We start from the raw sequence: 25,023 nt of genomic DNA on the forward strand, positions 1-25,023 counted from the left end.
CGGCGGTGGGGTGCGCTGGGCCGGTCGAGTAGACCGGCTGGTCCTTCGGCCTGGTAACGGCGTTTCCACTTGGTCAAGCAGGCGCGAGACACGCCGGCTTCCGCGGCAACGTGGGCCAGCGGTCGGGTGGCGCACCGCTGGATCAGACGCAGCCTTCCGGCCGGTGTGAGTGGGGCGTTAGCGTGGGTCACGAGGGGTAGGTCCTTGCTGGCAGAGACGGTTGGTCGCACTTCCATCCTGCCGCCGGGACCTACCCCTCCCTCATCGCCAGGCCGGTGTCAACAACCTCACGAACCACAACATCTAGTGGTTCCATTCGGAACGAACGCCATACTTGGCACGGTTTGCGCCCGCTTCCTAGCATGATGCTCCGCGCGTACGGACCGCCGGAGAGTGATCGTGGCCCCAGCCCCGAGAACGACGTTCGGTCTGCTCGGGCCGCTACGGGTCCGGGCGGGCGGGGTCGACGTGCCCGTGCCCGGCGCCAAGCGCCGCATGGTCCTCGCCCACCTGCTGCTGCACGCGAACCGGGTGGTCAGCGCGGACGAGCTGACCGCGACGCTGTGGGCGGACGACCCGCCGCGCACCGCCCGGGACAACCTCTACACGTACCTGTCCGGGTTGCGGCACTGCCTGCCGCCCGGCCCGGAACCGGCCCGGATCAGCACCACGCCGCACGGGTACCAGCTGCACGTCGCCGACGACGAGCTGGACGCCGCCGTGTTCGCGACGCTGCTGCGCCAGGCCGCCGCGCATCGGCACGCCGGCCGCTGGCGACCCGCCCTCGACCTGCTCGACGAGGCACTGCGGCTCTGGCGCGGCGCGCCGCTGGCCGATCTGCCGGCCCGACCGGCCTGGTCGGCGCCGCTGGGCCGGCTGACCGAGCTGCGGCTCGACGCCCGGGAACAGCACGCCGTCGCGCACGTACGGCTCGGCGAGCACGGTGCCGGCATCGGTGAGCTGCGCGAGCTGGCCACCGACCACCCGTTCCGGGAGAGCCTGTGGCTGCACCTGATGACCGCGCTGGCCGCGGCCGGCCGGCGCGCCGATGCGCTCGCCGCCTACCGGCAGGCCCGCGACCTGCTGGTCGGCGAGCTCGGCGTGGAACCCGGCGCGGCGCTGGTCGAGGCGCACCGTGCGATCCTCGCCGGCTCCGACCACCTCGCCCCGGCGCCAGCCGGGGCAGCCACGCCGGACGCGCCGGACGCCGCGCAGCCCGTACCGGTGTCGGCCACCACGCCCGCAGCGGCCGCGCCGTCCCCCGCCACGGCGCCGGCGGCAGCGGACCCGCCGTCCGGGGTGCCGGAACCGCCGGTGGCCGTGCCGCACCAGCTGCCCGCCTACCCCGCCGACTTCGTCGGCCGCCAGGTCGAACTGGACCGGCTCGACGCGCTGCTGCGACCGGACCCCGCCGGGCCGCCGACCGTCGCCTGCCTGGTCGGCATGGCCGGCGTCGGCAAGACCGCCCTCGCCGCCCGCGCCGGCAGCCGGGTCACCGACCGCTTCCCCGACGGCCAGCTGTACGCGCAGCTGCACGGCTCCACCGACCGGCCGCGCGGCGCCGGCCAGGTGCTCGGGGAACTGCTCCGCGCTCTCGGCGTACCCCGGCCACAGCTGCCCCGGCGCACCGCCGAACGGGCCGCGCAGTACCGGTCGCTGTTGGCCGGGCGGCGCGTGCTGGTGGTGCTCGACGACGCCGCCGGCGTCGACCAGATCGAACCGCTCCTGCCGGCCACCGGTACCGCCGCGGTGCTGGTCACCTGCCGGCGCACGGTGACCACGTTGCCCGGCGCGCACCTGCTCAGCGTGCCGGCACTGACCCCCGACGACGCCCGGACGCTGCTGGCCCGGATCGTGCCGGACGGACGCATCGAGCACGACCCCGCGGCCGCCGGACGCATCACCCGCGCCTGCGGGTACCTGCCGCTCGCGGTACGGCTGGCCGGGGCCCGGCTCGCCGCGCACCCGCACCAGTCCGTCGCGCAGTTCGCCGCGCTGCTGGCACCCGGACCGGGGCGGCTGGACCAGCTGCACGCCGACGGCCGGTCGGTGCGCGAGGCGCTGCTGCCCAGCCTGCGGCGGTTACCGGACGACGCCGTCCTCGCCGTCACCCGCTGGGGCCTGTTCGCCAGCGAAACCCAACCGGACTGGGTGGTGCGGTCGCTGTTCGACCTGCCCCGGTCCGACCGCGCGCTGGACGCGCTGGTCGAGGCCAACCTGCTGCGCCCGGTCGCCGATCCGGTCGCGGGCGAGCTGCGCTACCGGCTGCCGGAACTGCTGCACTGTCACGCCACCGAAGCGGCCGGCCAACTGCCACCGGACGAGCGGCGCGGCGTCGCCGGGCGCGTCAGCGCCGGCTGGCTGGCCCGTGCCGAGGACGCGACCACCGCGCTGCCGCACTGCGTGTTCCTGCCCCGACCCGGTACCGCCGACCGCTCCGCCCCGGGCGCGCCGACGCCCCCGCGCACCGCACCGCTGGCCTGGTTCGACCAACGGCTCGGCGCGCTGGTCGACGCGGTCGACGTCGCCGCCGCGGCCGACCTGCACGAGCCTGCCTGGGAACTCGCCGTCGCGCTGACCCCCTACTTCGACCACTCCAACCGGTACGACGAGTGGCGGCGCTCGCACCGGTCCGCGCTGGCCGCCGCGCGTCGGGCCGGCAATCGGCACGGTGAGGCGGCGCTGCTGCGCGGCCTCGGTCAGATCCTGCTCTACCAGGACCGCTACGGCGAAGCGCGCGAGCTGCTGCTCCGCTCGTACCAGCTGAGCCGGGAGCTGGGCGACGTGCGTGGCGCGGCGGTCGCCGCCTCCGGGCTCGGCTCGGTCGAACGCCTCGCCGTACCGCGGGGCAACGCGACCCGCTGGTTCCGCCGGTCGTTGGAGGGGTTCGTCGCGCTCGGCGACGAGAACGCGCAGGCCCAGGTGCACAACAACCTCGGCATGATCAACCGCGACCGCGGCCGGTACGACCAGGCGCACGACCGGTTCCAGCAGGCGCTGCAGACCGCGCGGCGGCTCGGGGACCGGCACCGCGAGGCGAACGTGCTGCGCGAGATCGGTGCGCTCAACCTCACCGTGCGCCGGCCCACCGCCGCGCTGCGTCAGCTCACCGCCGCCGTCGAGATCTTCGACCAGCTCGGCGACACGCACTGCGCGGGGTACGCGATCCAGACCATGGGCCGGGTACTGCTGACCACGGGGGACGAACGGCGCGCGCACCGCTCGCTCGGCCGGGCGCTCGGGGTGTTCCGCCGGCTGGGCGACCGCAGCGGCGAGGCCACCGCGATGGAGGGCCTCGCCGAGGTCTACGCGGCCCAGCGCCGCAGCCGCGATGCCGCCAGTTCACGGGAGAAGGCGCTCGAACTTCGCCGGCAGATCACCGGCGACACCGAGGCCACCCGCCTGCCGCACCGCTGATCCGGCCCAACCACGCCGATCCACCACCTTCTCGCCCCGGCAGTCCACCGTGGACACGCCGGTACCGGGTCTTCGATTGCCGACCGGATCGATGTCAGGCGCGGGGTGCGAACCTCGCGGCGCCGGCCCGGACGCCGCGAGGCCCGTGCTACCCGGCGGGCAGTGATGCTCAGTGCCCCCGGACGGCCGTGGTGCCCCCGGGACCCGGGGTGCCCCGAGACCCGTGGTGCCCCGAGACCTGTGGTGCCCCGAGACCCGTGGTGTCCCGGGACCCGGGGTGCCCCGAGACCCGTGGTGCCCCGAGACCCGTGGTGCTTCGACGGCCGCGCCGGGCGCACGAGAGACCGGCTACACCAGTTTGCGGGCCCGGCGGATCAGGCTGCGCGCCTTCTCCTTCGAGTCGGAGTACCGGTGCCGGTACTGCTTCGCCGGCTGCTGCACGTACCAGGAGACGTGCCCGGAGGTCCAGTCGGGATGCGCCTTGTTGACCGCGATCGCGCGGTCCAGGAAGGCGTTGGTGGCGTGCTTGACGTTCATGCACTGCTTCTTGGTGCCCCAGCCGGCACTCGGCCGCTGCTGGAACACGCCGACCGAGTCGGCGTCGCCGCACGGCAGGTTGTTCGCGTGCGACTCCACCCAGGCGGTCTCGAACTCGGCGAACGTCACCTTGATGTTGATGTGCCGGCTGCGGCCGATCGTCAGCAGCTTCTTCAGTACCGCGTCGTCCGCCTTGGCCGGTACGTGGCAGGCCATCGGCGCCACCGCGGTCGCCGGTACGTGCGCGGCGCCGGACGCCGACGCGGGTACCGCGGTGGCCAGGCCGGCGAGGCCCAGCACCGGCACGCTGGCCGCGAGTACCGCGAGGCGTCTGGTACGGATCGATGTCATCGGTGGTTCCTCCCGAGATCGAGGGGCGGTGCCACGGCTCCGATGCCGTGCTGGCGACGAAGCTAGGCACCCCACCTACACGTGACCTACAGGCCGACCACCGGCCCGGAGCCAGCCGAACGTGTAGGTGACGAGTAGGTGTGCCGCCTAGCGTCTGCCGCACCGATCCGCTGAAACGAAGGAGACCCCCGTGAGGCGTCCATCCCGTACGTTCGGCCGGCTGCTGGCCGGCGCGGCGCTGGCCGTGGCCGCCGTCGCCGCGCCGATCGCCGCGAGCGCACCGGCGCAGGCACACACCGGCGACCCGATCACCCGGCACGAGGTCATGCTGCGCGCGCACAACTGGATGAACCGCAACATCCAGTACAGCCAGGGCGGCACCGCGACCGGGCCGAAGGGCAAGGTGACGTACCGCCGGGACTGCAGCGGCTTCGTCTCGATGGCCTGGAAGCTGAAGCCGACCGGCATGAGCGCGCCGGTCACGACCACGCTGTCGACGTCGAAGTACACCCACAAGATCGCCAAGAAGAACCTCAAGAAGGGCGACATCCTCGACAGCGCGGCGCACGTCGTGCTGTTCGAGAAGTGGGCGAACAAGGCCCACACGAGGATCTGGCTGTACGAGGAGGCCAACCCCAGCGAGGACATGAACCACTACTCCGCGCCGCTGTCGAAGTACAGCGGCTTCAAGGCCTACCGCTACAACAAGATCAAGGACTGAACCGTCCACACAGGACGATCCGGCGCGGCCGGCGGTGCTTCGGCACCGCCGGTCGCACCTCGGTGTCCGCCGGCGGCGACGCGGGCGGCGGAACGAAGGTGAGTCGATGAAGAAGTCACTGCTACACCGGGCGATCGGTCTCGGCGTGACCGCGGTAGCCGCGCTCGGGTTCGTTGCCGCACCGGCGATGCCGGCGCGGGCGACCACCCTGTCCGGCTGCCACAGCGACGGCAAGCACTACGAGGTCTGCTTCACCGACCCGTTGCACGACAAGGGGACGGTGATCGAGGACCGGCTGGGGCAGCTGGTCGACTCGGCGCACGACGGCGACACCATCCGGCTCGCCTGGTACATGTGGACCCGTACCCCGCTGGCGAAGAAGATGGTCGCGGCGAAGAACCGCGGAGTGCACGTGTCACTGGTGCTCGACGACAAGATCAAGGGCTCGGCCGCCTACGACACGCTGCACGCCGGCAAGGTGCCGATCACCTGGTGCACCACCGGTCACGGCAGCTGCCTGTCCACGCACATCAACCACAACAAGTTCTTCCTGTTCGACCTCGGCGGCACCAAGTCGGTCGTGCAGACCTCGTTCAACGACACCGGTGTGCAGCTCAAGCTCTACAACAACATGGTGCGCGTCGTCGGCGACACCAAGCTGTACGACTACTACCTCGCCTACTGGAACCGGCTGCACGATCACGACTGGCACGGCTGGACCAGCGACGACGACCGGCACGGCGCCGGCTCGCTCGGCACCAAGGCGTACGTGTTCCCGCGCCGCAGCGGCGATCCCGTGCTCGGCGTGCTGAACAACGTGACCGACTGCCGCAGCGGCGACTCCACGATCTACGTCGCGGAGAGCAAGTTCACCTCGGCGCGGGCGAGCGTCAAGCACCGGCTGGCGTACCTGCACGACACGCTGCACTGCACGGTCAAGGTCGTCACCCAGCAGGCCGCCGACGAGAACTGGGTGCAGGCACCGACCTCCGACGGCTACAACCTGCCCGACACCGCAGTACGCCACCTCAAGCTGCACCACAAGTTCATCCTGATCGACGCGAAGTACGCCGGGCACTGGCAGCGGATGGTGTTCACCGGCTCGCACAACCTGAACGAGAACTCGTTGCGGCACAACGACGAGGCGCTGTTGCGGGTGCACGACGCCTTCGTCTACGACCAGTTCCACCGGCACTTCCTGGACATCTACGGCATCGCCGCCGGCGCCTGACCCGCTCCGCCGCCGCCAACCCCGGTCAGCGGGGGTTGGGGCGGCGGGCGGTGTTGCGGCGGCGCAGCGCGGAGCGTTGCCGGGCGCGGGTGAGCGCGGAGGTGTCGGCGGAGCCGTCCAGGTGCTCGGCGAGCGCCCGGATGTTGGGGAACCGGAACAGGTCGACCACCGGTACCGGCCGGCCGATGCGCTCCGCGATCCGGCTGCTGGCCTCGACCATCGCCATCGACGTCGCGCCGAGTTCGAAGAAGTTGTCGGTGGCGCCCAGCTCCGCCCGGTCCAGCAGCGCCTGCCACACCTCGGCGACCAGCCGTTCGGTGTCGGTGGCCGGCGCGACCGATCCTCCGGTACGGGCCGGGGCGGCCGCGGGCGCGTCGGTGACGCCGGTGGTGTCGAACCGCGGTCCCGCCGCGGCGGTGGCCGCCTCCGGCGCCGCGGCCAGCACGCCGATCAGCTGCACCAGGCCGTCGAGCAGCGCCCGCATCCGCTCCGGCCGGTACAGGTCGGTGTTGTAGGCGGCCTCCAGCACGAACCGGCCGTCGCGCTCGGTCAGGTACAGGGTGAGGTCGAACGGCGAGCCGGGCACCGGCAGCGGCACCCGGGTGACGTCCAGGCCGGGCAGCTCCAGCCGCGGCTCGGCGAAGTTGAACACGTTGAACAGCACCTGCACCAGCGGGGCGCGGGACGCCTCACGCGCCACCCCGAGCGCGGCGACGATCTCCTCCAGCGGGGCGCCCGGGTGCGCCTCGGCGGCGAGCACCTCGCCCAGGCAGTACCGGATGTCGTCGGCGAAGCTGCCGCCGGTGTCGCCGCGCAGCCGCAGCGGCACGATGTCGACGAAGAACCCGACCAGGTCGGTGAACGCGGTGCGCCGGCGGTCGGCGACGACGGCGCCGACGACGTGGTCGGTGCGGCCGGTCAACCGGCCCAGCGCCACCCCGATCGCGGCGAGGACCACCACCGACGGGGTGGCGCCGTGCCGCGCGGCGGCGGCCCGTACGTCGGCGTCGGCCGCGGGCGGCAGCGGCGCGGCGAGCACCGCGCCGGCGTAGGTCTGTACCGGCGGGCGCGGTCGGTCGCGGGGCAGGTCAAGTGCGGTCGGGGCGCCGGCCAGGTGTTCGGTCCACCAGGCCAGATCGGCCTTGCCGCGCTCGGCGTCCCGGTCGGCGCGCCAGGCGGCGTAGTCGGCGTAGCTGGCCGGCAGCGGCGGCACCTCGGCGCCGGCGTACCCGGCGGCGATCTCCCGGTACAGCACCGACTGGGACCAGCCGTCCGCGACGGCGTGGTGCAGCACCAGGCACAGCACGTGCTCGGTCGGTCCCAACCGCAACAGTTCGGCCCGCCAGGCGGGGCCGGCGGCGAGGTCGACGACGGTACCGGCGCGGTCGCGCAGCGCGGCCGCCAGGTCGGCCTCGGTGACGTCGGTGACCGGCAGCGGCACGTCCCCGCTGGGGTCGCACACCGGCCGCGGCACGCCGTCGTGCTGCTCGATGCGCCAGCACAGCACGTCGTGCCGGTCGGCGACCCGGCGCAGCGCCGCGGCCAGCGCCGGTACGTCCAGCGGGCCGCGGATGCGTTCCGCGAAGGCGATGTTGTAGGCGGCGGAGTCGGGGGCGAGCTGGTCGACGAACCACAGCCGGCGCTGCGACGGCGACAGCGTGGGCGGGTTGCCGGTGGTCGGTTCCGGACCGGTCAGCGGCCCGGCGGCGGCGACCCGGGCGGCGATGCCGGCCGGGGTGCGGCCGGTGAACACGTCCTCGACGGTGACGTCGCGGGCGAACAGGTCGCGCAGCTCGGCGACCAGCCGCATGGCGGCGAGCGAGTGGCCGCCGTGGGCGAAGAAGTCGTCGTCCGGGCCGGGACTGCCGCCCAGCACCCGGGACCAGGCGGCGGCGACCGGATCGGTCGGGGTCGGCCCCGGGCCGAGCGGCGCCAGCGCCGCGAGCGCATCCCGGTCCACCTTGCCGACCACGGTGAACGGCAGCGAGTCGAGCCGCACGTACCGGCGGGGCACCATCGCGTCGGTCAGCCGCCGGGCGGCGTGCGCGACGAGTTCGTCGTCGGCGGGGGCGGTCGCGGGGGCGAGGTAGGCGACCAGTTCGGGGCCGATGGGGCCGGGCAGGGCGAGCACCGCGGCCTGGGTCACGTCCGGATGCGCCTGCAGTACCGCCTCGATCTCGCCGGTCTCGACCCGCTGCCCGCGGATCTTCACCTGGCCGTCGCGGCGGCCGAGGAACTCCAGCTGGCCGTCCGGACGCCGCCGGGCCAGGTCACCGGTGCGGTACAGCCGCTCGCCGGGCCGGCCGGACAGCGCGTCCGGGACGAACCGGGCGGCGGTCAGCCGCGGCGCGTCGAGATACCCGTACGCCACGCCGGGGCCGCCGATCAGCAGCTCACCGAGCTCGCCGTCCGGGACCGGCCGGAGCGCCTCGTCGACCAGGTACGCCGCGTGCGCCCCCACCGGCGCCCCGATCGGCGGTTCCCCGTCCGGGGCTCCGTGCAGGTCGGCGGCCAGCACGAACACGGTGGTCTCGGTCGGCCCGTACACGTTGAACAGGTGCCGGTCGCGCCAGCGTTGCACCAGCCGCGGCGGGAGCGCCTCGCCGCCGACCACGATCGTGCGCAGCGTCGGCAGCGCCACCGGGTCGAGCAGCGCCAGTACCGGCGGGGTGCACACGCACCAGGTGGTCTCGTGTGCGGCCGCGAAGGCGACCAGCCGGGCCGGGTCGATCCGGTCCCGGTGTCCGACCAGCGCGACGGTGGCGCCGGTGGTCAGCGTCAGGAACAGGTCCATCACCGAGGCGTCCCAGCTCAGCGAGGTGAGGCCGAGCAGCCGGTCGGCGGCGGTGGCGCCGGTCAGCGCCCGGCACGCGTCGACGAACTCCAGCACGCTGCGCTGGCTGACCAGCACACCCTTCGGGGTACCGGTGGAGCCGGAGGTGTAGGCGACGTAGGCGAGGCGGTCCCGCCCGGGCGGCCCGGCCGGCACGACGGCCAGCGGCAGCGGCGTGGCCGGGACTTCCACCAGCGGTACGTCGACGGGGCCCAGCGCCGCCCGGCCGGCCGCGTCGACCACGATCGCGTCCACCCGCGACTCGGTCAGCAGGTGCCGCAACCGATCCCGCGGATGCGCCGGGTCCAGCGGCAGGTAGCCGGCACCGGAACCCAGCACGCCGAGCACCGCGACGACCATCTCGACGCTGCGCTCGGTGCACACCCCGATCAGCCCGGTACCGCCGGCCGGCAGCGTCGCCGCGAGCGCGCCGGCGCGGCCGAGCAGCGACGCGTAGCTCTCCGCCCGGTCCCACTGCCGTACCGCGACCGCCGCGGGTGTGGCCCGCGCCTGCGCCAGGACCAGCGCGAACAGGCTCTCATCAGCCATCTGTCGCCTCCGCGTCGGTGATCTGCAGCCGCAGCTCGCTGAAGTACCGCTGGCCGGCGGCGTCGGGCACCCAGCACTCGTCGGGGGTGGGCAGCATCTCGGTGACCGTCACCGGTACGTCCCGGCCGGCGCGGGTGCGCGCCCCACGGGCCGCGTTGCACAGCGCCACCGCGTACTGCGGGCTGGTCAGGTCGACGAAGAACGGCTTGATCTCGGTGTCGACCTTGACGTACACCCGTTCCGGCAGTCCCAGCTCGGCGCGCCACCGCCGTACCGCGAGGTAGCGCGCCGCGTCGCCGCGGGCGGCGGCGAGGCCGCTGCGATCCACCGTGGTACGCCAGGTCTCCCGGCTGACCACCAGCCGGTCGATGGACAGCCGGGCGGTGTGCTCGGCCGGTGCGAGCAGTTTGAACCCGTCCACCGCGTGCATCGCCAGCAGCGCCGAGAACACCTCCACCAGCGGCCGCTGCCGGCCGGACGGGTCGGTGGCGACCAGCGCGCCATCGGTCTCGGTGACCAGCATGCCGCTCGCGGGTACGTGCCCGGCGGTCGCGGCGACCGGGCCCGGCGCGACGCCCAGGTGCACGTCGTCGGCGTCGGCGAGGCTGTGCGCGACCCGGCCGGTGTGCCGCGGCCAGTCCGGCGGGTACAGCAGCCGCACCCGGCCCGGCCCGAGATCGGCGGCGAGCGCGGCACGCAGCGCGTCGGCGTCCCGGTGCCACTCGGTGAACACCGCGCAGTCGAACGTCGGCCAGGCGACGTGCATCTCGCCCAGCACGACCTGGTAGTCGCCGCGCCGCAGTGCGGCCACGTCGGTCGCGCAGATCTGCAGGTCCGGGCTGTGCACGAAGCCGGCCGACCAGCCCGGGGCGTCGGCGGGGAACGCCGCCGCCACCGCGGGCGCGAGTTCCGCCGCGCGGCGCCGTACCGGGCCGTCGCCGGTGGCGCCGAACAGGCCGGCCCAGCGCGCCGCGAACTGCGCCGCGACCGCGTCGACCGGCCGGTCCCCGCCGCCCCACAGCGGCCCCTGCGCCAGGTACCACAGGTCCGACAGCCGCACCGGGCCCGGCTCGGCGGCCAGCTCCCGGTACAGCTCGTGCAGCGCCTGCCCGTACGCGTCGGCCAGCGCCACGGTGAGCCAGCGTGCCGCCCGCAGCAGGATGTCCAGCGGGCCGGCCAGCTCGTCGAGCAGCGGGCGGCCGAACACCACGGTCAGGTCGCGGTCGGTGTCCTCGTAGCACAGCGACCGGCCGGCGTAGGTCTGCCCGGCCCGGCGCTGCGCCTCCTGCCCGGTCACCGCCTCGAACGTCTCGGCGAGCACACCGAGCGCGTCGCGCAGCGCGTCCGGGTCGCCGGCCGCGGCGGCAACCGCGTCGCGGGCTGCGTCGAGCCGGTCCAGCCCGCGCTGCGCGGCGGTCCGTTCCGGTTCGGTGCCGATCGCCGCGATCCGTTGCCGCAGCACGCGCTCGGCGTCCGGATGCAGCGGCAGGTCGGCACCCCAGCGCAGCAACCCCTGCCGGGCCAGGCCGTCGAGCAGCAGGTACCCGTCCTCGTCCCGGCGCAGGCCCAGCTCCGGCGCGGTCGACAGCTCGGCCACCAGCTCGACGGCGGGCCGGCCGTCGGCGGCCGACAGCGCCGCCGCGGCCGCCGCGGACAGCGGCACCGGCGGTTGCGCCGGCCGGTACGCGAGCCGCCCGTCCTGGTGGATCTCCGGCGAGACGACCACCGGCAGCCAGCGCCGGGTGGCCGGATCGTCGGCCAGCCGCTGCGCGTACGCGTCGAGGGCCCAGGTCTCGTAGTGCACCCGGCGGCGGCGGGTCAACCCGCGGCCCGGCTTGACGGTGGCCACCTCGGCGAGGTCGGGATCGACGGTGACCCAACAGGTCGGGCCGAAGAAGCCGATCGTGTCGTTCTTCCCGCAGTACCGCTGCCAGTAGCGGATCAGCGCGGTCTCCCGCTCCCGCCGCTTCGACGGGCGTCCGGTACCGCGGCCGGGCAGCAGGTGGTCCAGGCCGGTCAGCGCGTTGCGGTTCTGCCAGCCGACCGCCTCGCGCAGCAACGGATCCGCCGCCAGCTCGGCCGCCACCCGCGAGCCGCGTTCCACCGCATCCTGGTACGCGGCAACGAAACCGGCGTCGGTGACCGCCTGCTGCGGATCGACCTTACCGAGCGCGTCGGCGGTCACGGCGAGCTCCGGCGCGGCGAACCGGTTCAGCCCCGCCGCCGGGAAGCCGGTGCCGCGCAGCAGCGCGTCCCGCCACACCGACCAGCCGGTCTCCCCCAGCGGAACGCGATGCGCCGCCGACGCCGCACCCGGGCCCGGCGCGCCGGGAAACGCCACAGCGCCAGCCGAAGCCGCGCCGGACCGGACCGCCCTGGACGGGGCCGTGGCGAACGAAGGTGTGCGGGGCGGGGCCGTGTCGGGTGGGGACGGCGCCGGGCTCGCGGCACGGTCGGTGTGCAGGTCGGCCCGGATCAGCGCGGCGAGCCGGTCGAGCGTGTCGTGCAGGAAGAAGTGGCCACCGGGCAACCGGTGCGCCCGGACCTCGGTGTCGGTGTGCCGCTGCCAGCCGGCCAGCTGCCCCAGCGGTACGGCCACGTCGGACTCACCGGCGAACGTGGTCACCGGGACCGGCAGCGGCGCCCGCGGCTCGTACCGGTACACCTCCAGCCAGGCCAGGTCGGCCCGCAGCACCGGCAGCAGCAGGTCGATCAGGTCCGGTGCGTCGAGCAGCTCGGTGGGCATCCCGCCGGCCGCGACGACCCGGGCCACCAGCCGGTCGCGGGGCAGCCCGGCGATGTTGTCCAGCGGCCCGTCGCCGCGCTCGTCCGGCGGCCGGGCGGCGGCCGCGAACAGCCGCTCCGGCAACCGGTCACCCCGCTCGGCCAGTACCCGGGCCACCTCGTAGCCCAGCCGGGCGCCCAGCGAGTGCCCGTACAGCGCGAACCGCGGGCCGGCGTCGGCCACGATCGCGTCCGCCATCGCGACCGGATCCAGCTCCAGCGGCTCGCCGTACCGGCCCTCCCGGCCGGGGAGCTTGACCGGCACCACCTCCACCTCGGCGCCGAACGCGGCCGGCCAGCGGCGGAAGACACTGGCACCGGCGCCGGCGTAGGGCAGGCAGTACAGCTGCCAGGTGGCGTCGGCGCGGCGCACCGGTCGCGGGAACCAGCCGTCCGCCGGGCCGCCCGTCCCGGTCATCGCGGCCGGGCCAGGCGCGGGATCGCCGGGGCGGGCGCCGCGGCGGCGGTGTCGCGGCGCTGCTCGACCAGCTCGGCCATGCCGGCCACGGTCGTCGTCTCGAACAGGCTGCGCATCGGCAGCTTCACCCCGGTCGCGGTGCGTACCTTGCCGATCAGCTGCACCGCGACCAGCGAGTTGCCGCCCAGGTCGAAGAAGTCGTCGTCGCGGCCGACCACCGGCACGCCGAGCACGTCGGCCCAGATCCCCGCCAGCTGCGCCTCCAGCTCGGTACCGGGTGCCGCTCCGTCGCCGAGCGCTTCGGCGGCATCGTCGGCGACCGGGCCGGTGAGCGTCTCGATGGTCGCCGCGGCCGCCACGAACTGCTCGTCCATCGGCCGTACCGACACCGCGACCTGCGGCCCGAGCCCACCGGCGAGCAGCCGCCACAGCACCTCGGCCCCGTCGGCCGGCGCGATCCCGCCCGCCGAGCCTCCCCCACCGGTACCGCCGGGCCCGGCGACGTCCGCGACCACACCGCCGGCCGACGCGCCCACGGCCGGCGCGGCGGTCGGCGCGGGGGAAGCGGTCGGCGCGGCGGATGCGGTCGGGGTGGCGCGGACGGCGGTGGCCATCGCGGTCGGGTCGACCCGGCGCAGCATGAAGTCGGCGATGTCGACCAGCACCCGGCCGTCGTCGTCGACCAGCTGGATGTCGGCGGTGGTGATCTCGTCGCCGGGCTGCCCGACCAGGTGCGCCCACAGCCGCGGGGGCAGCGGCGCGTGCACGGTGATCCGGCCGTACCCGAGGGGCAGGAACGATCCGCCGTCGACATCGAGCAGGCTGGTCGCCTCGTCCAGCAGCGCCGGATGCAACGGCCAGTCGGCCAGCTCGGCCGCCACCTCGGCCGGCGCGACCAGCCGGGCCAGCACCTCGCCGGGGCCGCGGTGGGTGGTGCGCAGGTTCTGCCACCGGCCGCCGAACTCGACCAGCCCGGACCGGGACCGGTGGCTCGTCACCTCGGTACCGGCTCCCAGCCGCTCGCGCAGCGGCGGCAGCGCGACCGGCGCCGGCGCGGCGAACCGCACCCACGCGGCGGTCCCGCGCACGTGCGTGGTGGCGCCGGTGACGATCTGCACGTCGTACCCGTCGTCGCCGGGCGTCAGCCGGACCGTCACCGTCGTGTCGGTACCGTCCGGCACCGCCAGCGGCGCCACGAACGCCACGTCGCGCAGCTCCACCACGGCCTGCTCGTCGGGCGCCGGTACCGCCGCGGCGAACGCGGCCCGGGCCAGCTCCAGGTGCCCAGTGCCGGGCAGCACCGGCACGCCGGCGATCCGGTGCTCGCCCAGCACCCAGTGGCTGCCGGGCCCGAACCGCCCGCGCACCACCCGGCTCGTGCCGTCGTCGACCCGTTCGGTCAGTACCGGATGCGTCACCGTGACCGCCGCGCCGCCCGAACCGGCCGCGGCGGAGCCGCCCCCGCTCGCTGCGATGCCGGAGCCGCCTTCGGTTGCTCTGGCGCCGGTGCCGGCTCCGGTTGCCGCGGTGCCGGCTCCGGTTGCCGCGGTGCCGGCTCCCGTTGCTGCGGTGCCGGCTTCGGTTGCCGCGGTGCCGGGGCCGCCGAGGGCGGCCGGGCGCGCGGTCTCCACGGCCATGCCGACCTCGCTCCAGGCGCCCCAGTCGACGCTGAGCACCGGGCAGCCGAAACCGCCGCCGTGCTGGGCCACCGCGTCGAGGTAGGCGTTGGCCGCCGCGTAGTCGACCTGACCGAGCCCACCGACCACACCGGTCACCGACCCGCACAGCGCCACGAAACTCAGCTCGTCCGCGCCGAACACCTCGGCCAGCGCCCGGGTGCCGGCGATCTTGGGCGCCAGGACCGCGTCGACCGCCTCGCGGGTCTTCATCGCGATCAGCCCACCGCCGGGCACGCCGGCGGCGTGCACGATGCCGTCCAGCCGGCCGTACTGGTCGAGGATCCGCTCGCGCACCGCCCGCAGCGCAGCCACGTCGGTGACGTCGGCGGCGACCGGCAGCACCTGCCCGCCGGCGGCCTCGATCCGCTCGATCGCGGCGATGGTGCGCCCGACCCGGTCGGTACCACCGGCCAGCGCCGGCCACTGCTCGCGCGGCGGCAGCGGGGTACGGGCCAGCAGCACGATCCGGGCCCGGCAGCGGCGGGCCAGGTCCGCGGCGACGGTGCCGCCGATCCCGCCGGTACCGCCGGTGATCAGGTACACGCCGCCGTCGGGCAGCTGGTCGGTGCGCGCCGGCAGCGGCACCGGCTCGAACTCGGGCGCCCAGCGCCGGCCGCGGCGCAGCGCCACCGTCTGCGCGTACTCGCCGGACGGCGGTACCCGCAGCTCGGCGGCGATCGCGGCGACGTCCGACGGGTGCGCCGCGTCGACGTGCCGGACGGTGACGACGCCGGGCAGCTCGGTCGGCAGCGACCAGGCGGCCGCCGCGGTACCGGCCGCGAGCGGGTCGGTCACGTCGTCGCCCAGCACCGCGCGGGTACCGGCGGTGACCACGTCCAGGTGCACCGGGCCGGGCAGCGCCGCCTCGGCGAGCGCCTGGCCGAGCGCGACGACGCTGTGCACCGCCTCGTCCACGCCAGCGTCCGGGGACAGCGTCCAGGCGTGCACGATCCGTTGCGGGACACCGGAACCGGCCGCCAGCTCGGCGAGCAGCGCGGCGAGGCCGGCGCGATCGGCCGGATCCAGCACCGGCGCCCGAACGGTGTCCGGGCCGAGCGCGCCGGCGAGCGCGTCGCCGGACTCGCCGGCGGCCAGCAGCAGGCAGCGCGGCGCGGCCGGCGCGTCGACCGCGGGCGGCAGCTGCCGCCACACCGGGACGCTGCACCACTGCGCCATGCCGCGGTCCACCGGCGCCGGCGGGACGGGCGCCGGCGCGGCCGACGGCGCCGGGTCGACCCAGTGGTAGCTGCGCTCGTACGGGTAGGTCGGCAGCGGGATCCGCCGCCCCGGCGTGCCGAACCCGGGCAGTTCGACGCCGGCCGCCCAGAGCCGGCCGGCCGCCGCGTAGAGGGTGGCGAGGTCGCCCTGCCGGGCGTCCGGGCCGGGCAGGCTCGGGACCGGCAGCCGGGCCTCGCGCGGGGTCTGCATCCGGGCCAGCCCGACCAGCTGGCTGCCCGGCCCGCACTCGACCGCGAGCCAGTCGCCGTCGGCCCGCAGCCGGGCCACGCAGTCGCCGAACCGGACCGGCTCGCGCAGGTGCGCCGCCCAGTACGCCGGGTCGGTGGCCTGCTCGGCGGTGATCCAGTCGCCGGTGCGGTTGGACAGGTACCGGCGCTGCGGCGCGTGCCGTTCGACCGCGGCCACCAGCTCGGTGAACTCGGCCAGTACCGGCTCCATCGAGGCGGAGTGGAACGCGTGCGAGGTGCGCAGCCGCCGGCGGCCGATGCCCTGCCCGGTCAGCGACTCGGCGTAGGCGTCGATCAGCTCGGTCGGCCCGGACACCACGCAGGTGCGCGGCCCGTTCACCGCGGCGATGTCCAGCCCCGCCGGCAGCGCCGCGGCCACCTCGTCGGCGGACAGCTGCACGGCGAGCATCGAACCCGGCGACACCGACTGCATCAGCCGGCCGCGGGCGGCGACCAGCCGCAGCGCGTCGGCCGGCGCGAACACGCCGGCCAGGGTCGCCGCCACGTACTCGCCGATGGAGTGGCCGATCATCGCCGCGGGCGTGACACCCCAGGACTCCCAGAGCCTCGCCAGCGCGTACTCGACGGTGAACAGCGCCGGCTGCGCGTGCCGGGTCTGCTGCAGCGTCTCGGCGTCGGCGGCGAGCGGGTCGGCGCCCAGTACCGCGGCGCACTCGGCCACCGCGGCGGCGAACACCGGCTCGGTGGCGCGCAGCTGCGCGGCCATTCCGGCGTACTGCGCGCCCTGGCCGGAGAACAGGAACGCCACCTGCGGCGCAGACTTGCCGACGTGATCGGTGTGCCGCTTGCGATCGGCCAGCGCCCGCACCGCGCCGGCGGCGTCCTCGGCGACCACAACGGTGCGGTACGGGTGCGGTTCGCGGCCGACCCGCAGCGTGTACGCGACGTCGGCCAGCGGCGTGTCCGGCGCCTCGGTCAGCCGGCTGGACAGCTGGTCGACCACGGTCGCCAGCGCCGCCTCCGACCGGGCCGACAGCTGGATCAGCTCGACCCGCTCCGGCGCCGCTGGCCTCGGGTCGGCCTGCGCAGGCGCCTCCTCCAGCACCACGTGCGCGTTGGTACCGCCGATGCCGAACGAGCTGACCCCGGCGCGGCGCGGCCCGTCGCCGGGCTGCCAGCCGGACAGCACCGCGTTGACGTAGAACGGGCTGGTCGCGAAGTCGATCGCCGGGTTCGGCGTCTCGTAGTTGATGCTCGCCGGGATCAGCTTGTGCTGCAACGCAAGTACCGTCTTGATCACCGCGGCGACCCCGGCGCCCTGGGACAGGTGGCCGATGTTCGACTTGACCGAGCCCAGGGCGCACCAGCCGGTGTCGTCGGCCTGCGCGCCGTACGCGGCGGACAGCGCCGCCACCTCGATCGGATCACCGAGCGCGGTCGCGGTGCCGTGTGCCTCCACATAGGACACGGTGCGCGGGTCGATGTCGGCCATCGCGAGCGCCTGCGCGACCACGTCGGTCTGCCCATCGACGCTGGGCGCCGAGAAACCGACCTTGGCCGCGCCGTCGTTGTTGATCGCGTTGCCCAGGATCACCGCACGCACGTCGTCGCCGTCGGCCAGCGCGTCGGACAGCCGCTTGAGCACGATCACCCCGCCGCCGCTGCCCCACAGGGTGCCGGCGCCGCGGGCGTCGAACGGCCGGCAGTGCCCGTCCGGCGCGGTGATCCCGCCGTCCTGCGCGATGTAGCCGCCGCCGTGCGGCAGCTCGATGCACACCCCGCCGGCCAGCGCCATGTCGCACTCGCCGTTACGCAGCGCCTCGCACGCCAGATGGATCGCCACCATCGAGGTGGAGCAGGCGGTGTGCAGGGTGAAGCTCGGCCCGCGCAGGTTCAGCTTGTACGAGACCAGGGTGGCGACGTAGTCGGGGTTGTTGCCGATGTTGACGGCGAGGTTGCCGGCCGAGTCGGCCAACCGCGGGTTGGCCCGGACGTTCTTCCACAGGTAGTCGGTGGCACCGGTACCGGCGTAGACGCCGACCAGCCCGTCGTAGCGCGCCGGGTCGTACCCGGCGTCCTGCAGCGCGGTGTGCGACAGCTCCAGGAACAGCCGGTGCTGCGGGTCGGCGACGTCCGCCTCGCGGCGGCTCATCCCGAACAGGCCGGGATCGAAGTACTCGATGTCGTCGATCACCGGCGCGGCGGCGACGAAGTCGGGATGGTCGACCATCTCGACCGGCAGCCCCAGTTTCAGCTGCTCGTCCCGGTTGGAGAACCGGATCGACTCGACGCCGTCGACCAGGTTCGACCAGAACTGGCCGGCGTCCCGGGCACCCGGCACCCGGCAGGCCAGGCCCACCAGCGCGATGCGTTCGACGTTGTCATCGGTCATCGTCGACCTCCGATCTCGGCTCGGTCCCCGTTGCCGCTCGATCCCGTTGCGTGTCGTCCCCGGCGGCGGTTCGATCCCGCTGCCGCCGTACCGGTTCGATCCAGTGCCGCTGGCGGTGGAACTGCTGTGGCGGCAGCGGCGCGCGGCGCGGCGTGCCGGCCGGTGCCGGCTCGCCCAGCACCACGTGTGCGGTGGTGCCGCCCAGCCCGATCGCGCTGACCCCGGCGTACCGCGGGCCGGGCGTCGGCCACTCCCGGGTGTCGGCGGCGATCTCGAACCGGCCGGCGGACAGGTCGACGTCCGGGTGCGGCGCGTCGAAGTGCAGGCTCGCCGGCACGACCCCGTCGCGTACCGCCAGCGCGGCCTTGATCAGCCCGGCCACGCCGGCGGCCGCGTCCAGGTTGCCGATGCTCGGCTTGACCGAGCCGAGCAGGCAGGTCCGCGCTGCGCCGGCGAACACCGAGCCGAGCGCCCGAACCTCGATCGCGTCGCCCAGCGGGGTGCCGCTGCCGTGCGCCTCGACGTACCCGATGTCCGCCGGCAACAGGTCCGCGGTGGCCAGCGCCTCGGCGACCGCGTCGGCCAGCCCGGCCACCCCCGGTACCGCGAAGCCGCCGCGGCGCGCGCCGTCGTTGCTGACCGCCCAGCCGCGCAGCACCGCGTACACCCGGTCGTCGGTGACGTCCTCGCAGCGCTTGAGGACCACGCCGGCGGCGCCGCTGGCGTACCGGGTGCCCTGCGCCTTGGCGTCGAACGCGCGGATCGTGCCGTCCGGCGACAGCCCGGCGCGGGCCAGGTAGCCCGACGGCGTGGTCGCCGCCACCGACGATCCGCCCGCGATCGCCAGATCGCACCGGAAGTCGAGCAGGCTCTGCGCCGCCAGGCAGACCGCGACCAGCGACGACGCGCACGCCGCCTGCGTCGCCACGGCCGGCCCGGTCAACCCCAGCTTGTACGCGGTGCGCAGCGGCAGGTAGTCCGGCGCGTGGCCGGGCGGCATCGGCTCGTCCGCCGCGCCCAGCAGCTCCGGCCGGTACAGGTGCCGCAGGAAGTACCGGTTGACCGAGGTGCCGGTGAACACCCCGACCGGCCCGTCGAGCCGCCCCGGCTGCTCGCCGGCGTCCTGCAGCGCGTGCCAGGCCACCTCCAGGAACAGCCGGTGCTGCGGGTCGATCTCCGCCGCCTCGGCCGGGGTGTAGCCGAAGAACTCGGCGTCGAAGTCCTCGATGCCGGGCAGGTAACCGCCGGCCGGCACGTACCGCGGGTCGGCCAGCAGGTCGTCGCCGACCCCGGCGGCGCGCAGCTCGGCGGCGGAGTACCGGTGCATGGTGTCGATGCCGGCGCACAGGTTGTCCCAGTACGCCGCGACGTCGGCGGCGCCGGGCAGCCGGGCCGCCATGCCGACGATCGCGATCCCGTCGTCGCTCATCGGCCACGCTCCTTCGCCGGAGGCCCGACGAGGCAGGACACGCCGTGCCCCTGGTTCGCTCGTCGACGCTCACGCCTACTGCGGCAGACGCACGACGGGGCTCGGCGCGTGGCAACCACGGTCCGCTCGTTCATCGGGCGCTCCGCCGGGCGGCCCGGCGGGCCATCCGCGTCGCGAGCCGGTCCGCGCCGACGCTCGTGGCCACCCCGCCCCGTCGCGCCATCTCGACATCCACCGTCGGTGGTTCGGTGGCGGCGTCGTCCACTATGGACGACGCCGACGCGTCCGCGGTGGCCGCCCGGGCCGCCGGTATGCGCACGTCGTCCACAGTGGACAGAACTGCGGCGTCGCCACGAACCTCGGCGCAGCGAGCGGCGAGTGCCGTCACGGTCGGGTACTCGAACAGGTCGAGCAGCGGCAGCCGCACCCCGAGGTCGCGTTCCAGCCGGCGCTGCACCCCGGCCAGCGCCAGCGAGTGCCCGCCCAGGTCGAAGAAGTTGCGGTCCGGTTCCACCGACGGCACGCCCAGCTCCGCGCACCACGCGGCGGCCACCGTACGTACCAGCGGATCGTCCGGCAGCTCCGCCGCCACGGTGGCGACCGGCGCCGCGGGCAGCGCGGCGACGTCCACCTTGCCGGTCGGCGTGGTCGGCAACTCGTCGAGCACCACCACCGCCCGTGGCACCAGGTAGTGCGGCAGCCGCTGCGACAGCCCGGCGAGCAGCTGGTCCGGGTCGAGCCCGCCCGCACCGGCCGCGTAGCAGACCAGCTCCCGCTCCGCCGGCAACCCGCCGGCGGTGAGCCGCTCGCGAGCCACCGCGACGGCCTGGCGGACGCCGGGCAGCTCGGCCAGTACCGCCTCGATCTCGCCGAGTTCCACCCGATAGCCGCGGATCTTCACCTGCCGGTCCACCCGGCCCAGGTGCACCAGCCGGCCGTCGGACAGCCGCCGGGCCAGATCGCCGGTGCGGTAGGTGCGGACCTCGCCGACGGCCGGGAACGGTCGACCGACGTACCCGAGCGCGAGATGCCGGCTGCGCACCACGATCTCACCGACCAGCGCGGCCGGCGCACCCTCGGGCGTGCACAGCGTCACGTCGATGCCGGGCAGCGGGTGCCCCACCGGCACCACCCCGCCGACCGGCGGCGCGGTCAGGTGGTCCTGCGCGATGAAGCTGATCTCGGTGGCCCCGTAGCCGTTGACGAACACGCCGTCCGGCGCGAAGTGCCGCCAGTAGGCGACCGCGTCGGCGGCGTGCACCGCCTCACCGCCCAGCAGTACCACCCGGATCGCCGGCAGCCGCCCGCCCTCCAGCGCCGCGACCAGGTGCCGGTACACCGTCGGCGTCGAGTGGTAGACGCTGACCTTCCGGTCCCGCAACGCTTCCACCAGGTGCAGCAACCCGTGGCGGCGGATGTCCACCGGCACCGCCGCCGCCCCGGACAGCAGCGCCGAGAACAGGTCGGTGATCGCCATGTCGAAGCTGAACGAGCTGAGCACCGAGACCCGGTCGGCCGGATCGATGCGGGAGTTGTCGATGTGGTTGCCGGCGGCGAACAGCACGTTGCGGTGGCTCTGCACCACGCCCTTGGGCAGCCCGGTCGACCCGGACGTGTACAGCACGTACGCCTCGGCGTCCAGGTCGGTGTCGGGCACCGGCAACGGCGCCGCGGGCAACCCGGACACGTCGACCACCCGGACCGCGGGTCGGAGAGTGCCCGGCGCCGGCTGCCCGCCCGCCGCCTCGGCGACCAGCTCCGCAGCGAGGCCGCGGGTACCGGCGTCGACCAGCACGGTGTGCACGCCGGAGTCGCGCAGCAGGTGCGCCAGCCGCGCCCGCGGGTAGGACGGGTCGGCCGGCACGTACGCGGCGCCGGCGGCGAGCGTGCCGAGGATCGCCGCGACCGTACCGGCGCCGTGGTCGAGCAGCACCGCGACCCGACCACCGACCGGCGCCCCCGCTCCGAGCGCGACCCGGCCAGCAACCGCCCCGCCGGCGATCGAAGCTTGGCCGGCGACCGCCGCCCCGCCGGCGATCGGAGCCCGAGCGGGGGCCGCCCCGCCGGCCGCGATGGCCTGCGCGACGCCGCCCGCCGCGGCCGCCAGCTCGGCGTAGCTGAGGGTGCCGTCGTCGGCCAGTACGGCGGGGCGATCGGGCTGCGCGGCGACCAGCTCGGCGAACCTGCCGAGCACCGTGCCGGTGCGCTGCGCGGGGCGCCATGCGGCCGAGGGCCGGTGCCGGTCACCGAGCTCCGGCGGCTGCCGGCGCTCGATCGTCATCCGGTCGGGTAGCTCGCCGGTGTCCAGCGTGGTGGCGAGGTCGGCGGCCAGGCACTCGGCGAGCGCGTCGTCGACCACCTGCCGGTCGTGGCCCAGCCAGACCCGGTTCCCGGTGGCCACCACGACCAGGTCGCACGGGTACCAGCCGGCGGCCAGGACCAGTTCGGCCACGTCGTCGGTGCACCCCGGCAGCACCGCGTCGCCGGTCACCAGCCAGATCGACGCCGCCGCCGGCGCCTCCCGGTACGGCACGCCCGCCCCCGGCCCGATCGCCCCGGCCGTACCGGCATCACCCGTACCGGCGTCACCCGTACCGGCGTCACCCGTACCGGCGTCACCCGTACCGGCATCGCCCGGCTCGACGGCACCGGCATCGACGGCACCGCTCGGATCGGCCGCGGCGGGTTCGTCGGCACCGGTCAGGATCAGCCGCAGCCCGGACTCGCCGGCGACCGCGCGGGCGATCGGAAACCCGACGGTACCGGTGTAGCGGGTCAGCACCGCCCGCAGCGCGTGCTGCACCTGGTGCGCCGAGCCGGCGCGATCGGCGCGCACCGCACACCAGCCGTCCACGCCGCACCGTGACTCGACCACCCGCCCCGGCGCCAGTTCCGGCGTCACCCAGTCGTGCCGCACCGCCGGCACCGGCGGCTCGGGCCCGGCCGAGATCGCGGGCGGGCGTGGCCGGCCGAGGAGTTCCGACCAGGCCTCGGCGAGCGACCGGTGGTCGAACCCGCCGTCGGGATCGACGTCGAGCTGCTCCGCGCCGGGGCCGGCCTGCCAGGCGGGATGCGCGTCGCTCCACGAGATCCGCCATCCGGGGTGCGTCTCGTGCCAGGCCGGCAACCGCGGTGTCACCGTCGCCGGTTCGACGATCGCGGTGCGCCGCAACGTATCCGGCGGTACCGACGGGTAGCGGGAGCCGATCGTGGTCACGAGGTGCCCAGCAGGACCTTGGCGATGTCGTCCACGCTGCGCACCGGCACCGTGTCGGCCGCGGTGAGTGGCGGGTAGTCGTCGACGGTGTAGCTGCCGGAGGCGTGCACGACGATCTCGGTACCGTCCGGAACCAGCCCGCGCTGCACCGCATTCAGGACACCGGTCAGCGCCATCACCAGGGAGAACTCCCGCAGCCGGCGCGGGTCGGCGGGCACCGGCCGGTCGGTCGCGGCCAGCAGCTCGCGGATCTGCGGGTAGCGCTGCAGGCACTCGTAGAGCGAGACGACGATGCCGTCGCCGCCGTACCGGGCGATCAGCTCGTTCATCGCCGGCGAGGTGGCCGGCGCGTGCGAGTAGAACGTCGGGTCCAGCACCTCGTCCGGGTCGAACGTGGCGGCCGGGAAGTGCGGATCGGCCTCCTGCCGGTGCAGCCCGCCGCCGTAGCGGTAGGTCGGCAGCAGGCTGCGGTCGAACCCGCCGCGGCGCAGGCTGAGCACCATGTCCGGGGTGTCGAGGTGCTGCACCAGAAGGAACCCGGGCCGCTGGGCCGCGTCGGCCATGCCGCGCTCCTCCAGCACGTCGCGGCCCAGGTTGTAACCGAGCAGCCCGAACGCGCTGGACACCGCGTGCGCGTGCCAGCGTGGTGCGGCACCGACGGTGGGCGCCACGTCGTGCTCGAAGAACGCCCGCGCCGCGTCCGCGACCAGGTAGTTGCGAAGTTCTAGGGAAAACCACAGATGTGCGCCGACCTTGCCCGCGTACCGGTCGGCGAACTCGCGCGCCAGCGCCTTGACCCCCTCCGGGCTCTCCCCGTCGTACAGGAAGATCGGGTTGCGGTGCGGGTCGAGCGCCGCGTCGCCGGTGGACAGGCCGCCGCGCAGCTTGGGCAGGCAGCTGGCCGGCGCCACGATCGCGATCCGCAGCTGGTCGGGGGTGACCAGGCCGCAACGGATGGCCCGCTGCACCGCGTCACGCAGCGCGGTGCCCTTGTTCGCCGAGGTCGGGGTGAAGATCAGCACCGGCTCGCCGGTCTGCCGGATGAACTCCACCGCGCGCGCCACGATCAGCAACGAGGCCAGCGTCTTGGTCGTACGGGTGCCGGGGGCGCGGGTGAGATCCAGCAGCTGCAGCCGATGCGAGTCGTGCTCGCCCAACTGCCACCAGCACGCGTTCGCCACCGAGAAGAACTCGCGCAGCCCGTCGTCGAGCTCCGGGAACCGGAACCCGGGCGAGAACGCGACCGGGTCGGCGACCGGCGACGGGTCGTGCACCCGGGCGGCCACCACCTCGGGCAGCCGGTCGTAGTAGTCGAGGATCAGGTTCGCGGTCGGCGGGTGCGACATCGTTGGCGTCTCCCGTGCAGGCGGGCCGGTGGATCGTTCGGCGGGGCGGAAACTCAGTCGCTCGGGGCCGGGTCGACGATCCGGTTGGCGGCGTCCACGTGCACGATGCGCGGCTCGACCTTCTCGCCGTCGGCGACGATGCCGTAGGCGATGATGATGATCAGGTCGCCGGGCTGGATCAGCCGGGCCGCGGCGCCGTTCATCCCGATCTCGCCGGAGCCGGCGGCGCCCTCGATCACGTAGGTTTCCAGCCGCGCACCGTTGTTGATGTCCACGACGTGCACCAGCTCGTTGGGCGCCAGGTCGGCCGCCGCCATCAGATCGGCGTCCACGGTGATCGATCCGACGTAGTGCAGGTCGGCCCGGGTGACGGTGGCTCGATGGATCTTGGCTCGCAGCATCGTCCGGAACATGCGCCAGTTCACTCCCCGTCGAATGGCAACGGCGCAGCGCAGACCGGCATCCGTTTCGCCGGAATGATGCGGCACCCGTCGGTCGGACCGAGTCGCTAGGAAATCGGTCATCGTGGATCTCGCGGTGACCTGCGGCGATCGTAGGTACGGTGTCAAGCAGTGGCAACCCCTGTCAACACATCAGGCGCAAACCCCTGGGACATAACGGATTTGGCCCGTTTTGGTCTTGCGCTGGTCGGCTATCGTCTGCATGCCCGGTAGCGGTGCGTACGGGACGAG

General features: G+C 74.8%; 12 protein-coding genes. 3 read left to right on the top strand and 9 right to left on the bottom strand.

The features are described 5' to 3' along the window. On the bottom strand, positions 1-191 hold a 191-nt coding region (locus NUM_RS00485; RefSeq protein ID WP_207122467.1), incomplete at its 3' end, for a helix-turn-helix domain-containing protein. A gap of 208 nt (positions 192-399) precedes the next feature. Between NUM_RS00485 and NUM_RS00490 the strand changes: the two genes are divergently transcribed. Further along, entirely contained in the window at positions 400-3,417 is a 3,018-nt protein-coding gene (locus NUM_RS00490) for an AfsR/SARP family transcriptional regulator (RefSeq protein WP_207122468.1), read from the top strand. A gap of 348 nt (positions 3,418-3,765) precedes the next feature. On the opposite strand, the gene NUM_RS00495 is transcribed toward NUM_RS00490, so the two are convergent. Next, the gene (locus NUM_RS00495; RefSeq protein ID WP_207122469.1) at positions 3,766-4,305 is read right to left on the bottom strand and encodes a hypothetical protein; all 540 of its coding nucleotides are present in this window, start codon (positions 4,303-4,305) and stop codon (positions 3,766-3,768) included. 190 nt (positions 4,306-4,495) lie between these two features. On the opposite strand from NUM_RS00495, the gene NUM_RS00500 reads away from it, so the two are divergent. After that, on the top strand, positions 4,496-5,026 hold the full coding sequence (locus NUM_RS00500; protein WP_207122470.1) for an NlpC/P60 family protein: 531 nt from the start codon (positions 4,496-4,498) through the stop codon (positions 5,024-5,026). A 106-nt stretch (positions 5,027-5,132) separates the two neighbouring features. Beyond that, positions 5,133-6,257: a phospholipase D-like domain-containing protein gene (locus NUM_RS00505; protein ID WP_207122471.1), complete on the top strand. Its 1,125-nt coding sequence runs from the start codon at positions 5,133-5,135 to the stop codon at positions 6,255-6,257. A gap of 25 nt (positions 6,258-6,282) precedes the next feature. Here NUM_RS00505 and NUM_RS00510 read toward each other — a convergent pair whose 3' ends face one another. The 7 genes from NUM_RS00510 to panD form a co-directional block, all read right to left on the bottom strand. Beyond that, positions 6,283-9,639 (bottom strand): non-ribosomal peptide synthetase, encoded by a 3,357-nt coding sequence (locus NUM_RS00510; RefSeq protein WP_207122472.1) that lies wholly within the window; start codon positions 9,637-9,639, stop codon positions 6,283-6,285. Next, entirely contained in the window at positions 9,632-12,841 is a 3,210-nt protein-coding gene (locus tag NUM_RS00515) for a thioesterase domain-containing protein (protein WP_207122473.1), read from the bottom strand. Before NUM_RS00515 ends, NUM_RS00510 begins: the two co-directional genes overlap by 8 nt. After that, positions 12,838-18,339 carry a type I polyketide synthase gene (locus tag NUM_RS00520; protein ID WP_207122474.1) on the bottom strand — a complete coding sequence of 1,834 codons (5,502 nt, stop codon included), beginning with the start codon at positions 18,337-18,339 and terminating at the stop codon, positions 12,838-12,840. The genes NUM_RS00515 and NUM_RS00520 overlap by 4 nt, the downstream gene beginning before the upstream one ends. Continuing rightward, the gene (locus NUM_RS00525; protein WP_207122475.1) at positions 18,329-19,768 is read right to left on the bottom strand and encodes a beta-ketoacyl [acyl carrier protein] synthase domain-containing protein; all 1,440 of its coding nucleotides are present in this window, start codon (positions 19,766-19,768) and stop codon (positions 18,329-18,331) included. Before NUM_RS00525 ends, NUM_RS00520 begins: the two co-directional genes overlap by 11 nt. Before the next feature lie 130 nt (positions 19,769-19,898). Beyond that, positions 19,899-22,985, bottom strand: coding sequence for a non-ribosomal peptide synthetase (locus NUM_RS00530; RefSeq protein ID WP_207122476.1), 3,087 nt, complete (start codon positions 22,983-22,985; stop codon positions 19,899-19,901). Further along, positions 22,982-24,331: a DUF6002 family protein gene (locus NUM_RS00535; protein WP_207122477.1), complete on the bottom strand. Its 1,350-nt coding sequence runs from the start codon at positions 24,329-24,331 to the stop codon at positions 22,982-22,984. Before NUM_RS00535 ends, NUM_RS00530 begins: the two co-directional genes overlap by 4 nt. A gap of 53 nt (positions 24,332-24,384) precedes the next feature. After that, entirely contained in the window at positions 24,385-24,744 is a 360-nt protein-coding gene (gene panD / locus NUM_RS00540; protein WP_207122478.1) for an aspartate 1-decarboxylase, read from the bottom strand. Positions 24,745-25,023: the final 279 nt, after the last annotated feature.

The organism is Actinocatenispora comari (assembly GCF_017312725.1).
Classification (GTDB): domain Bacteria; phylum Actinomycetota; class Actinomycetes; order Mycobacteriales; family Micromonosporaceae; genus Actinocatenispora; species Actinocatenispora comari.

Coding starts and splice junctions, on each gene's coding strand:
- NUM_RS00495 (WP_207122469.1), bottom strand. CDS start 4,305: ATGACATCGATCCGTACCAGACGCCTCGCGGTACTCGCGGCCAGCGTG.
- NUM_RS00505 (WP_207122471.1), top strand. CDS start 5,133: ATGAAGAAGTCACTGCTACACCGGGCGATCGGTCTCGGCGTGACCGCG.
- NUM_RS00510 (WP_207122472.1), bottom strand. CDS start 9,639: ATGGCTGATGAGAGCCTGTTCGCGCTGGTCCTGGCGCAGGCGCGGGCC.
- NUM_RS00515 (WP_207122473.1), bottom strand. CDS start 12,841: ATGACCGGGACGGGCGGCCCGGCGGACGGCTGGTTCCCGCGACCGGTG.
- NUM_RS00520 (WP_207122474.1), bottom strand. CDS start 18,339: ATGACCGATGACAACGTCGAACGCATCGCGCTGGTGGGCCTGGCCTGC.
- NUM_RS00525 (WP_207122475.1), bottom strand. CDS start 19,768: ATGAGCGACGACGGGATCGCGATCGTCGGCATGGCGGCCCGGCTGCCC.
- NUM_RS00535 (WP_207122477.1), bottom strand. CDS start 24,331: ATGTCGCACCCGCCGACCGCGAACCTGATCCTCGACTACTACGACCGG.
- panD (WP_207122478.1), bottom strand. CDS start 24,744: ATGTTCCGGACGATGCTGCGAGCCAAGATCCATCGAGCCACCGTCACC.